Raw genomic sequence first — 13,347 nt, 5'->3', positions numbered from 1 at the left:
CCGGTATCCTTCCACCCGGTTTCTGCCAGCAGCTTTGGCTGTGTACAGCGCGTGATCTGCGCATATTATTAGCTGATCCATGCTTTTACTTTTTTCATCTATCTCGGCAACGCCGATGCTGAGCGTGGCTGTGACCGGGACTGTCTCTTCCCCGAACGGATAGTCAGCCACGCTCTTTCGGATTCTTTCAGCCACTTGGCAGGCTTCATCCAAACCAGTCTCTGGCATCAGCACGATAAACTCCTCGCCGCCGTAGCGCGCCGCAATATCTACAGTTCGGATCGAGTTCTTGATCCGCGCGGCGATTTCACGCAGCACCAGGTCACCCACGGAATGACCATAGGTGTCGTTGATGTTCTTGAAACGATCGATATCCACCATTAGGATCGAGAGGGTTCTTTTGAAGCGTTGAATGCGCTCAAACTCTTTCCTGGCCGCATCAAAGAAGGTGCGGCGGTTGTTCATTTCAGTTAATGGATCGGTCATCGCAAGATATTGTGTTTGTTCAAACAACTGTGCATTTTCGATGGCGATGGCCGCCTGGCTGGCGAAGGCCATGATCCGTTCGGAATGTAAAGGAGTGAAGTACCCGGGCGCTGCGCTGACCACATTGATAACGCCCGCCGTATACCCGCGGATTTGAATTGGAGCGCTGATAAAGGAGCGGATCCAGCCCATGCCCGCGATCGCGCGCCAGCGTTGGTCGGTCTGCGTATCGGGGATCAGGCATGGCAGGCCTGTCTTGATCATTTCGTTTAATATTGGAATGTTGATCAGGTTGGCTTGCGTATTTCCTAATGGAGGTTGATCTCCTGTTTTTGGAAGTGAACCGCTGCGTTGAAGGATCTTGCGAACCGAATGCCCCTCGATCAACAGGACCATTGCCGCATCATAACTGACCAATTTTTCAATGTTATTGAGCACATGATTCAAAACTTCATCCAACTTCAGGGTGCCGGTGATGGCTGCGGAAGTATCAAGCAAAGCCTCGGCCAACTGTCGTTGTTCATGCTCGACTTGTTCGAGGATCTTGCGCTGTGTGATATTTCGGCCAACCCCCACTAGGCCGGTAATCTTTCCCGACGAATCTTTTATGGGCGAAAGCGTTGTGTAAACATACTGCGGGTTCTCTTTTGTGCCGCCAGACCATTCATAGGAGACAATCTCTCCGGATAGGGCACGCTCATTCATTTCTTCATGAATTTTGGCGTAGTCATCCCCTAAAACTTCGCGCGAGGTCTTTCCCAAAAACATTTCCGGGGTCATACCCACTTTTTCGACCCACGAGCCAAAGACACCGCTATGGCGTTTTTCAAGATCGAGTGTAAAGACAATATCATCCATTGATTCAACCAGCGTACGGAACTTTTCTTCGCTGCGTCTGAGCGCTTCCTCAGCCCGCTTGTTCTCGGTGATATCGATGAACGAAGCCATCATACAGATCGGTTGTCCATTTTTTGTTCTGACAAGATGAGCTGATACTTGAACATCCAAATGGATCCCATGGCGGTCTTTTGCCGACATTTCGCCAACCCATCCTGCTTTACCGTTTAAGGCTTCCACCACCTGGCCGGCCTGGTCTTCAGATTTCCAAAAGGCGGTTACCGGTTGCCCCAGCACTTCGGAAATATGGTCGTAGCCCCACAAGTTTAGAAAAGCCTGGTTTACGTAGGTCAGGCGTCCGGAGAGGTCTGACATGGCGATTGCGTTGATCGAGGAGGCAATTGCAGTTTCTTTGACGATCAACTCTTCCTCTGCCTGCTTGCGTTCGCTGATGTCGTGATAAATGGATTGGTATGTTCCATTGGGCATCATTTTTGTATGCATTTCGACTGGCGTAAATCTGCCATCCGGGCGTAGAAGATTACGCTCACTGATGACAGTTTCCCCTTTTTGCAGCAGATCGAACCTGAAGGGTTTGTTATTAATCTCCTGCGGGTCGAATAGTGCACTGATATGTAATCCGATCAGGCTTGCCAGGCTCCTGCCGGCTAAATTCAACATGTAGGAATTTGCTCCAATAATGATGCCTTCATGTGAACCGAGCAGGACTCCATCGGCAGCAAGTTCAATTAATTCGCGGTAACGGGTCTCACTTTCCTTTAACTCTGTTTCCACCCGCTTATTTTCAGTGATGTCACGAATGATCACTCCGCCGAATAGTTCATTTTTAACTCGAAATGCAAACCCATTGCTTTGAATTATGCGGCGTACCCCCTGTGCATTTTCGATCTCTCTGACCGCCATTTGGTCTGTGTTGACATAGCCGCTTTGCACTGCCTGCTGCCACTGATTTTTGTTTTCTGCCTCTACATCCTCTGACTTTATCTTTTTGGGCATTAAGCGGAATGTAACCTCTGCGGCTGACTGCCCGAGCACTTCCGAACGCTTCAGCCCTGTGATTGCTTCCATGGATGGGTTCCACTCGATAATATTTCCCTGGCTGTCATTCAGAACAATTGCATCCGATGCGTGCTCGATCACATTGCGGAATTTATTTTCACTTTCGCGTAATTTATACTCGATGCTGTGCTTGTAGAGCGCCATTTCAATGGCGATGGTCAGGTCATTTTCTTCAAATGGTTTGAGGATGTATCCAAACGGTTCGGCCTCGCGCGCGCGTTCAAGGGTGGATTGGTTGGCGAAGGCGGTTAGAAATATGACGGGTAGATCGAACTGCGCCCGTATTTGGGTCGCCGCTTCGATGCCGTCTATTTCGCCCTTCAGTCCGATATCCATCAGCACCAGGTCGGGGCGCAGTTCGGCGGCTTTCATAATAGCTTCCGCACCGTTGTCCGCCTGCCCCACGATTGTATAGCCATGTGATTCAAGCGTGACTTGGATATCCATTACCACGATCTGCTCATCTTCAACGATTAATATGCGCGCATTTGTCATTTTCCCTCCACTTGTTCATGCCTTGAACGAAATTTGAAAAGACGTGCCCATGGATTTTTCAACCTGCAAATTGCCGTCTACCTGCTTTACGAGACTGTTGATTAACTGTAATCCGAGTGATTTGTTCTTTAGGATGTCCAATCCTGGGGGTAGCCCCACGCCATCATCTGCGACCTTCAGGCTGAGAGTCTGATCAGGACTAGCGCGCAGCTCGACCAGAATGGACCCGTTTCGCCCATTGGGGAAGGCATATTTCAAGGCGTTGGTCATCAGCTCGTTCAGGATCAGGCCGCAGGGTACGGCATAATCCAGGTCCAGAGAAACTTCATCCACCTGAACATTCAACTTGATATCTCCCAGGGAGCGCTGGTACGAGCGGAACAGATCTCTTGACAGGCTTTGAACGTATTCGCCAAAGTTGATCTTTGCCAGGCTCTTGGATTGATACAGCTTCTCGTGGATCAAAGCCATGGAGCGTACGCGAGCCTGGCTGTCACGCAGGACACGTAATGTGCCGGTATCTTGGATCTGATCAGACTGCAGGTTGAGCAGGCTGGAGATGATCTGCAGGTTATTCTTGACGCGGTGATGGATTTCCTTGAGAAGCACTTCTTTTTCCCATCCGCGGCGGGCTTCGGCTTCGTATAATTGAGAATTTCCAATTGCAGTTGCGACTTGATTGGCAAGAACGCTCAAGGCGGGCAAATCACTTTGTTTTAATTCTGAACCCCAAACACACAGCATGCCAATTACTTCATGTTCAGTGGCAATCGGCAGGTAGCAAACAGGATCATTCACGTTTATACCCGCCATTTTCAGTGCGGTTTTTTGCACTGTTTCCGTGAGTATTGGGAAAATATTGAGTGTAGATTTTACCGAATTCCAATAATAGAGTCTTTCATCAACGACTTTGGAGGACGGCCAGAGGAGACGAGGAATGGTTAGGTCACTGAGGTGATAACCGGTCATTTTTTCGGCCCAGCTGACTGTATCCGGGCTTGCCGATATATACCTTATTTGCAGGTTTTGTTTGGCATCATCGAGAGTTCCGACCATGCTCTCAAGCCCCATTTTTTTGAGTTCGTTTCCAATGGTTTCGAAAATCATAACAGAATCGGAAGTGGTTTCCAACTGCGCTGCGACTTTGGACAACGCCAGGAGCATTATATTTGTATGGGCCAATTCATTTGCCCGTTTGGTTTCGTTTTCATGGGCTATGGCATTTTGCAGAATGCCGGCCACTTGGCTGGCAAAGACACCAAGAATTATGTCATCGGACGAGTAAAGATGCACGCCCCAAATGATCAAAGTCCCGAGTACTTGTTCCCGGCTAATGAGTGGGAGCATACAAAGTTGCATTTCAGGTTTGAACCCCAGTAATTGGAGTGCCATTTTGGCAACCTTTTCGGGAATCTGGGGGAACATCCCGAGTAAGGAGTACCAGACTGGAATCCGCTCTTTAAGGGCTCTGTCGTCGGGCCAATAACGCTTTGGAATGATATAGTTTTTCGCCGACACTCCCGCTAATTTCTCAACCGTCCGGATGATTGCAGGATTAAACGACAGATACTTTATAGTGGCTGCTTCTCCCTCTGGATCAATTGTCACAACCCCGCAATCCAAACCGAGTTCTTTCAATTCAGCACCGAGGGTATCCAGGATTAGTTCTGAATTCGAACTGCTTTCCAACAAGGTTGCCACTTTTGAAAGGGCCAGGTTCATGGCGTTCGACCGTGCCAGTTCATTAGCCCGTTTGACTTCATAGTCATAAGCTATGGCTGCTTGCAGGTTGTCCTGGTGTTTTTCCAGATCGGCGGCCATTGAATTAAAAGCTGATGCCACCTGACCGATTTCATTCTTGCTGATCATGTTAATGCGAAAATTCAAATCGCCCTGCCCAATTCGATCAGCTCCAATAATTAATTGTTCCATCGGCTTGGCAATCAAGGGTTGTATAAAGCGTGCCACAATCAAACTTACTGCGAACAGGAGGAGGAATGCTTCAGTACCCAGCACAAAAACTGCTGTTCGACTGTATGCAAAAGCTTCGGACTGGGGTAATTCCGTGAGCACGATCCAATCTGTCTCGGGGATGCGGGTAGTGGCGCCTACAACTTTTTCATTATGAAAATCTTTGTATGCGCCAGACCATATATTATTAGGAGCGTTCAGGATCGCTGAAAATTCAGGCCGACCATACAATGTTTGCCTTGTTAGAACAAATTCCGGGTTGGTATGAGCGATGATGTTCCCTGATTGGGTAATTACGATCACCTCGCCTGATTCGCCAAACTGGATGTTGTTAACCACTGTCCAGAGGATGTCCATTTGGATGCGGGCCGCGACCACAGTCTTGTTTGCACCAGGAATAGCCATAATGAGATACGGCATATCATTCGCGGACAATTGCACATCGCCAATATAGGTTCGCCCCTGTTTGGCTTGCAAATACCATTGCGATTGGGGAATGGTAATAAGGTTTGCCAGAACGCGTTTATTCCGCGCGGCGCTTGCGATCACGTTACCTGCCGCGTCCATATGGATGATTTCCAATATAGCTTTGTTTTCCTGAAGTAAGGCTATTAGTCCGTCTGATTCCAATCCAGCTCGGTCCGGTGGAACAATACTGATCACAACCAGGGCATCCTGCACTCGCTGAATAAATCCAGCCACAGTCGCGGCGGCATTTTGGGCGGCTTCACTCTGTCTTCCGCGCCACGCTGCGCTTTCCACCCGGTTCACAAAATAGAAGACACTGAGTGAAAATATGATTAGTGTGATAAGCAATGCCCCGCTGACGAGGGACATGACTTGTCCACTTAGGCGGTATCGTGAAAATGGGGAAAAGTTTTTCAGCATAATTGGCTTTATGGAGCGGTTGAAAATTGCTCCCAAATTTCATCGTATAGACGCTGGCCTTCTGGAGACAGCGGCAGGATCAACTCAGCGTTAACAAGGTCTTCATTTGGGGGGTAGATCAGCGGGTTGTTCAGGATCTCCGGGTCAATGAATTCATAGGCTGCCTCATTTGGAGTGGGGAATATGTTTTCGTTGACCACTGTCGCGTTGATCTCCGCGCGCATCAGAAAATTCAGGAATAATTCAGCGGTGAACCTGTTTGGGCTGTTTGCCGGGATGACGAGTGTGTCATTCCAAAGCAATGCCCCATCCTGGGGTAATATGTAATTCACTGCAAGATTATTTTCAGCGGCTTCATAAGCATTACCGGCATATCCCATTGAGATCACAACCTGGCCATTAGCCAGCATTCCATCTGGGGTGGGGAAATTTGCATCTTCCAAAGCAATGATATTTGGTTTGAGTTCAAGTAAACGGGTTAATGTCTCTTCCAATTCCGCTGGATCTTCTGAGTTGGCCGAGTAGCCCAGGGATTTTAGTGTCAGACTGATCACCTCGCGAGGTTCATCCATCCAAAGACCGACTTTTCCTGCGTATCGTGGATCCCACAAGTCAGCCCAAAGAGTCACTGGCTCTACAACAAGATCACTTCGAACGACAAGACCGGTCGTTCCCCAGGAATTGGGTATGCTGTAGCGGTTGCCCGGATCGTACGCCAGGTCGCGGAAATTGGCTGATAGATTTTTCGAATTAGAAAGGTTCCTTTGATCCAGTTCCGCGAGGAGATTTTCCTTTATTAACTGTGGAATAAAACGGCTCTCTATAAGAACCACATCGTAGATTTGCCCGGCCTTGATATTTGCAATGGCTTCTTCCTGGGATTCGTATCCAATATATTTGACCTTGACCCCATATTCTTCAGTGAACATGTCCGGCACGGATTGGCGTACATCCTCTGCCCAACTATAAAAGATGATCTCCTGTGCCAAAGGATGCGCGGTAGGCGTGAGCGCTGGGGGAGGTGTTGGACTGATGCAGGCAGTAACAAAGGTCATCGTCAGCAAGCTGAGAAAAATTCGAGACAGTATCAGCTGGCAGTGTAGAAAGAGGCGCATATTGTATTTTTTTCCAAAGGTCATGGGTTGACTTCCATAAAAGATGACCAGATTTCGTCATAAGCCGGTTTGCGGCTTTTGTGAGTAGGCAGGGTAATTTCAGCATTTTGCATTTGAGCATTGTCTGGGAAGATGACCGGGTTGTGCAGGATTTCGGGAATAATAAACTCGTCCATGCCGTCAACCGCCATTGGGTAGTAACTCTCATTAACGATCTGGGCTGCAATTTCAGGTTGTAAAATAAAATTGAGGAATAACTCTGCGCCGCGTGGGTTGGCTGCATTGGCGGGGATGCAGAAATAATCGGTCCACAAGATGGTACCTTCCTGCGGGATGATATATTCGATCGGCAGGGTTGATTCCTGTGCCAGCATGGCGTCATAAGCCCAGCCAAAGGCGATTTCCAATTCTCCCGTTTCTAATAGGGGAACTACTGAAGCATTTGTATTTGAGATGATCACTGAATTGGGCTTAAGCTGTAACAGAGATTGGCGCACTTCCTCCATTTGGGCAGGGTCATCTGAGTTTGCTGAATGGCCCAACATCTTTAGGGTGATGGGAATCAAGGAATCCGGGATCGGCCAAATGCCCACCTTGCCCGCCAATGTGGGATCCCATAGATCGCTCCAGCGGGTAATGGGGCGATCAATCAGGTCTGCGCGAAATAGAATACCAGTTGTGCCCCAATGGAACGGGATCGTATATTTATTTCCCGGGTCAAATGCCAGATCACGGAAATTCGCCGAAACATACTTGAAATTTTGTACTTGTCTGTAGTCGATGGCTTTAAGCTGGTTCTGTTCGGCTAATTCCGGGATAAATTCAGGTTTTAATACAACCAGGTCGTAAACATTTCCCGCCCGTATATTGTCAAACGCTTCTTCCTGAGATTCGTAGGTTACATATTTAACCGTTATGCCTTGCTCTTTTGCAAAAGCATCCAGCACAGACTGCGGCATATATTCCACCCAGTTGTACAGGATTAATTCCTTCGGAATGGGTGGTTCTTTGGGGGCGCAGCCTGGCAAAATCAAACTGAGAAATACCAAAACAAGCAGGCAGTTGCGTAGCTGCAAATTAAGTTGACAGGGTTTGGACATTGTGAATTTTCTCCCAAAAACTTATTTGCCATTATATACCCAACTTTGGCTCGTGGAGAATTCGTTTGCAGATTTGTAACTAAAGGGTTATTAAAATTTTTGTCTTGTTTACGAGCAAAATGGGATTCCGATAAACGCAGAAAACGCTGATTCGCGAAAATCAGCATTTTCTGCTTCCAGACCCGTCTAACGAGCGGGTGCCAGGGAAATTAAAATGGGTAAATTATGGGTCTGTTGTCCGCTTGTCTAATCAGCTTTCGTCAACAAAAAAACGCAGACGGCTTAATGTGCTCCACTCGCTGGTTTCATCTTCATATTCCACCTCAACACGGTCGCCATCCACATCGAGAACGGTCACATCATAATATAAATTATCCTGCGTTGACTTGCATTCAACTTCATCGTCAACCTCGACAATAAATTCCTCAAGGTAGTCGGCGTTGGTCCATTCTTCTTCACCCGTGTCAAAGCGGATAAATATATCTTCGCCATCGAGTGCGACGATCGTGGCTGGGTAAAAATATTCATCCTCATCCCAAAATGCGAACGCGCGGTTTCCTTCGGTCCAATAGTCCATTGTTGTTATCCTTTTTCATTATTTGATTTTTTTGCCACTCACTACCTAAAAGAGGAATTCAAGCCAGATTTACCGCTCTAATTCCTGCTCCTTCTCAAAACACAACATAAAAAGAAGTCGGATGAATTCTATCACCCGACTTCCCGATCCTTAATTACCGATTACCAATCTACTTCTTCTTTCCAAACTTCTTCATCAAAACATCTGTCAATGTCGGCTGACCGATCTCCTGCAGCTCATATCTCACGCGCTGACTTGGCTTCGAGATCTTCATCACACGGGAAAGATCGATTGGCGTACCAATGATGACCAGGTCCACATCCGACTTGTTGATCGTTTCTTCGAGGTCTTTGGTCTGCGCCTCGCCGTATCCCATCGCAGGGAGGATGGGTCCCGTCTTCGGATACTTGACGTATGTCGCTGCGATCGATCGCACCGCAAATGGACGCGGGTCAACGATTTCCTTCGCGCCGAATCTGCGGGCGGCGATATATCCAGCGCCGTAGGCCATCTCACCGTGAGTGAGGGTCGGGCCGTCTTCCACAACCAATACGCGTTTGCCCTGGATCGCATCGGGATCATCCACGAAGAGGGGAGAGGCCGCTTCGATCTGTGTCGCGGTCGGATTCAACTTGCGGAGGCTCTCGCGCAGTTTGATGACGTTCTCCGCATCGGCGGTGTCTACTTTGTTGATGACGAATACATCCGCCATGCGCACGTTCGTCTCACCGGGGTAGTAAGTTGACTCATGCCCGGGGCGGTGCGGGTCGGCTACAACAATTTGCAGGTCAGGCACATAGAATGGGAAGTCATTATTGCCGCCATCCCACAAAATAATATCGGCTTCGGCTTCGGCCTTGCGGATGATCTTCTCGTAATCGACACCCGCGTAAATGATCACACCATTATCGATGTGCGGTTCGTATTCCTCGCGCTCTTCGATGGTACATTGATATTCATCGAGATCGTCATAATTTGCGTAGCGCTGAACTTCCTGTGCGACGAGATTTCCATAAGGCATTGGGTGGCGGATCGCAGCGACTTTGTATCCCATCTCTTGCAGGATCAAAGACACGCGCCTTGTGGTCTGACTTTTGCCTGATCCCGTCCGAACGGCGCTGATCGACACAACTGGCTTGGTCGACTTGATCTGCGTATTCTTAGTGCCCATGATGCGGAAGTCTGCGCCTGCGGCATTGACCATGCTGGCCTTGTGCATCACATATTCATGTGGCACATCGCTGTATGAAAATACCACCTGCTGCACACCGTATTTCTTGATCAGGTCAAGCAGTTCCTCTTCGGCGCGGATCGGGATACCCGCAGGATATAGTTCTCCCGCGAGTTCGGTTGGGTATACGCGGCCTTCGATATCTGGAATTTGGGTCGCGGTGAATGCGACCACTTCATAATCCTTGTTCCCGCGGAAGAAGGTATTAAAGTTGTGGAAGTCGCGTCCGGCGGCTCCCATGATGAGGGTTTTGATAGGCATAATGATCTCCTATAAACAAGACGCACTGAGGACAGTGTCCGAAACGACCCGGCTTGGGTTTTGAGTCTTTTCGTTTTTACCCAGCACGACGTAATACACAATAATTATAAAGAAAACAGGCTAAACGTTAGAGAACGTTTAGCCTGTTTTTTACATGACCTCTGGCGCTTGAATATCCAGTAAGCGCAGCGCATTTTCTATTGTTTGCCTGGCCGCCATCACCAACTGCAAACGCGCATTTCTTATTTTCTCATCTTCGGTCTGCAATACATTCACCGCATGATAGAACGAGTGGAATGCATTCGCTAGGTCGTACGCATAGGCCGCCATCACCAGCGGACGATACTCATTCGCCGCCTGCTCCACCGTCTGCGGGAAGCGCGAGATGAGTTCGATCAATTCGACCTCATGCTTTGTTAATTCATAGTCGAAGGTTGAAGGCCCAAGGTCTGACTTTTGACCTTCGACTTTCGACTTCTTAAGAATTGAATTCGCCCTTACATACGCATTCTGAATATACGGACCAGTTCGTCCATCGAAAGATAATGCTTCGTTGATATCAAAGACAATATCCTTGTTGTTATCCACCGAAAGCATGGAATATACCAACGCGCCCATGCCGATCTGGTAAGCGATCTTTCCGCGCTCTTCAATTGGAATATCTGCACTCTTTTCAGTTTCAACCAAAAGCACGCGCTTCACAGCTTCATCGGCTACATCCTTGAACAGCACGACCCGTCCCCGACGCGCGGACATGGCTCCTTCGGGGAGGCTCACGAAGCCATAGCCGAGGTGATAACACTTCTCCGATTGTGGGAAGCCCCATAACTTGAGAATGGCAAATGCCTGTTGTAAATGCAGTGCCTGACGTGAATCAACCACATAGATCGAGCGATCCACATGATGCTGTTCAAACTTGACTTTCGCCAAAGCCAAATCTTTTGTCAAATACAAGGTTGTACCGTCTTTTCGCAAAAGGACATTTGTGCGATACTTTTCCTTTGTCAGCCCGAGCTTCTCGTCGATCTTTACGATCACCGCGCCGCCTTGCGGACGTTCATCGGTGGCAATGTCTCTTGCGATCAATACATCCACAATGACTTTGGACGGTTCGTCTACATCGCTTTCGTAGAACCACACATCCATTTTCACATCGAGCATTTTAATACTTCGCAGTTCTTCCAAACTCCACTCGCGGGTTTCGCGCCATAACTTCGCACGTACTCATCACCCGCATCCCACTTGCGATACATCTCGCGCCGTTCGGCGTCGTACGCCTCGCGTTGGGCAGTTTGCTCGGGCGTTTCGTTTTCCTTCTTTTCGAGCATGGCAGTGGCTTCCACATAAAGCTTTGCCAGCCATTGACCGCGCTCATGCACCCCTTCAGGTTCTTGTCCCTTGTAGAGTTTGTCATAGATCCACATCACGGTGATGACGCCGAGTCCCAGGTCACCGGGGTACGAGGCGCGGATCGTTTCAAAGCCTGCGAATTCCACCAGCCGCGCAAGCACTTCACCCAAGATCGTATTGCGCGCATGTCCAATATGGAAGGAGTGATGCGTGTTCGGTTGGGCATACTCAACCATGACTCGCTCATTTTTTTTTACACCCCGCCCAGTTCAGACCAGAAGCGAGCACTTCATCCACAACTCGACCCCGCATACGCAGCGTTGAAAAATATAAATTGAGATATCCCTGACCGCGTCGATACGGCTGATGCCGTCCACGCTGCCGATCTGCGCCTTGACCTGCTCGGCCATCTCTTGCGCTCTCTGCGGGACGGGTTTTCCCGCCTTGCGCGCGCGCTTCATTGGCGGCAGTCTGGAAGAATGACGTTGCAAAACCCCATTCACCGGAAAAGGGGATGGGCTGCCATTTAAGCTCCGCCAGCGGAATATCGTTCGCGGCACAGAACTCTTTTATTTTTGCTTCGATGATTTGCTGTTCTTGTGTAAACATAATTTGGATTATAGCCTAGGGTAATAAAATGGGACCCGCCGATTAATGGCGCTCCCATTTAATGACTTGCATATTAACTGCGGTCTTATTTCTTTGCAGTTTTCTTCTTTTTGGGAGCGGCTTCCTCAACAACAGGAGGCGCGGCAATGAAAGCGGCGAGGCGCTTCATAAGACGACCCTTGCGGCGGGATGCGTTGTTGGGGTGGATGACGCCTTTCTGAGCTGCTCTATCCAGAGTGCTGATTGCCTTCAGAACTGATTCTTTTGTGTCAGGTTCGTTCTTTGCAAAAGCCTCACGCGCGGCTGTAATGGCGGTGCGGGCGGCTCCACGATAATTGCGATTCTTAACACGGCGCTTTTCGTTCTGACGATTGCGTTTGATTTGTGACTTAATGTTGCTGGCAAGGTCTTCCTCCAAAAAATAACTACTTTTCTTTATTGACAGCGCTGTATTTTACATGAGGGTGGGTATTTGTCCAGTAATTTTGTGCAATTCTAAAAAGCTTGTCCCGCGTTTTTCAATGCGGGACAAGCCGGGTTTAGTTGATGGGAGTAAAGGTTACAGTCGGGCTGGGCGTACCAGCCCCGGGCGTCACTGGAGTGCTGGTGGGTGGGCGGGTCGGCGTTGCCGTGATCATATTTACAGGAATTACCAGTAACTGGCCTACCACAAAAGAGCATTGGGGTCAGTTTTGTTTTCCTCGATGATCGCTTCCTCAGTGCTATTGAATTTTGCAGCGATTACCCCAAGCGAGTCTCCCGCTTGAACTATATAATCAAGTTTTGTCCCTCTGGGGAGATTATCCGGGATCGGGGTGGATGTGGGCAGTGGAGCTCCGGGCGCAGGCAACAGAATCACTTGACCAGGCAGAATATTCAGAGTTGCTGGATCTACACCGATCGGGAAACCTTGCGGGCTTGTTCCGCCAAATGGATTGAGCAGCAAGATCCACGCGACTCCATCATTGCCGAGGTTGAATTTATCAACAATAAGTCCCAGATAGTCGCCTTCTTGAACAGTATAATTAAAAGAGGCGTTGAAAACGTCGGAGTGGGCGTGATGGTAGATGTTTCTGTGGCAGTCGGGGTATTTGTCGGTGTGGTTGTATTGGTTGGCGTGAATGTTAGGGTCGGGGTGGCGGTCTCGGTGGCAAAGAACGTGCTGATTGGCTTGCTTGGCCCGGCCAGCCAGAGGACCAACAGGATCATTCCTCCTAAAACAAGCAGCCCGGCAACAATAAATATAATGCTGGGTCTGTTGCGCTGTAACTTGCGCTTTCGGAGGGAATTGATACTGCTTGATGGTGAAGACGAAATCGGAGGTCTGTTATTCATGAAATCGGTTCC

Annotated in this window: 12 protein-coding genes; 1 reads left to right on the top strand and 11 read right to left on the bottom strand. The window is 48.9% G+C overall.

Going from position 1 to position 13,347, the window contains the following annotated elements:
- From IPL17_RS14090 to IPL17_RS14040, 11 genes are all read right to left on the bottom strand, one after another.
- Positions 1 to 2,898: PAS domain S-box protein (locus IPL17_RS14090; protein ID WP_345307717.1), on the bottom strand; the 2,898-nt coding region annotated here is incomplete at its 3' end.
- 15 nt (positions 2,899 to 2,913) lie between these two features.
- The gene (locus tag IPL17_RS14085) at positions 2,914 to 5,706 is read right to left on the bottom strand and encodes a histidine kinase dimerization/phosphoacceptor domain -containing protein (protein WP_345307716.1); all 2,793 of its coding nucleotides are present in this window, start codon (positions 5,704 to 5,706) and stop codon (positions 2,914 to 2,916) included.
- A gap of 59 nt (positions 5,707 to 5,765) precedes the next feature.
- Positions 5,766 to 6,896 carry a spermidine/putrescine ABC transporter substrate-binding protein gene (locus IPL17_RS14080; protein WP_345307715.1) on the bottom strand — a complete coding sequence of 377 codons (1,131 nt, stop codon included), beginning with the start codon at positions 6,894 to 6,896 and terminating at the stop codon, positions 5,766 to 5,768.
- A complete protein-coding gene (locus IPL17_RS14075) occupies positions 6,893 to 7,972 on the bottom strand; it encodes a spermidine/putrescine ABC transporter substrate-binding protein (RefSeq protein ID WP_345307714.1) in 1,080 nt (359 codons plus the stop codon). The genes IPL17_RS14080 and IPL17_RS14075 overlap by 4 nt, the downstream gene beginning before the upstream one ends.
- Positions 7,973 to 8,222: 250 nt before the next feature.
- The gene (locus IPL17_RS14070) at positions 8,223 to 8,549 is read right to left on the bottom strand and encodes a hypothetical protein (RefSeq protein ID WP_345307713.1); all 327 of its coding nucleotides are present in this window, start codon (positions 8,547 to 8,549) and stop codon (positions 8,223 to 8,225) included.
- A gap of 169 nt (positions 8,550 to 8,718) precedes the next feature.
- On the bottom strand, positions 8,719 to 10,041 hold the full coding sequence (locus tag IPL17_RS14065) for a cyclic 2,3-diphosphoglycerate synthase (RefSeq protein ID WP_345307712.1): 1,323 nt from the start codon (positions 10,039 to 10,041) through the stop codon (positions 8,719 to 8,721).
- A 150-nt stretch (positions 10,042 to 10,191) separates the two neighbouring features.
- Positions 10,192 to 11,202, bottom strand: coding sequence for an arginine--tRNA ligase (gene argS, locus IPL17_RS14060; protein ID WP_345307711.1), 1,011 nt, complete (start codon positions 11,200 to 11,202; stop codon positions 10,192 to 10,194).
- Positions 11,190 to 11,627, bottom strand: coding sequence for an arginine--tRNA ligase (gene argS, locus IPL17_RS14055; protein WP_345307710.1), 438 nt, complete (start codon positions 11,625 to 11,627; stop codon positions 11,190 to 11,192). Before argS (IPL17_RS14055) ends, argS (IPL17_RS14060) begins: the two co-directional genes overlap by 13 nt.
- Positions 11,628 to 11,634: 7 nt before the next feature.
- A complete protein-coding gene (locus IPL17_RS14050; RefSeq protein ID WP_345307709.1) occupies positions 11,635 to 12,000 on the bottom strand; it encodes a hypothetical protein in 366 nt (121 codons plus the stop codon).
- A gap of 85 nt (positions 12,001 to 12,085) precedes the next feature.
- Positions 12,086 to 12,418 (bottom strand): 30S ribosomal protein S20, encoded by a 333-nt coding sequence (gene rpsT, locus IPL17_RS14045; RefSeq protein ID WP_345307708.1) that lies wholly within the window; start codon positions 12,416 to 12,418, stop codon positions 12,086 to 12,088.
- A gap of 246 nt (positions 12,419 to 12,664) precedes the next feature.
- Positions 12,665 to 12,946 carry a LysM domain-containing protein gene (locus IPL17_RS14040; RefSeq protein WP_345307707.1) on the bottom strand — a complete coding sequence of 94 codons (282 nt, stop codon included), beginning with the start codon at positions 12,944 to 12,946 and terminating at the stop codon, positions 12,665 to 12,667.
- Positions 12,947 to 13,060: 114 nt separating this feature from the next.
- Between IPL17_RS14040 and IPL17_RS14035 the strand changes: the two genes are divergently transcribed.
- Positions 13,061 to 13,347: hypothetical protein (locus IPL17_RS14035; protein WP_345307706.1), on the top strand; the 287-nt coding region annotated here is incomplete at its 3' end.

Source organism: Candidatus Villigracilis saccharophilus (assembly GCF_016711665.1).
This window is presented reverse-complemented; position numbering and strand designations above follow the sequence as displayed.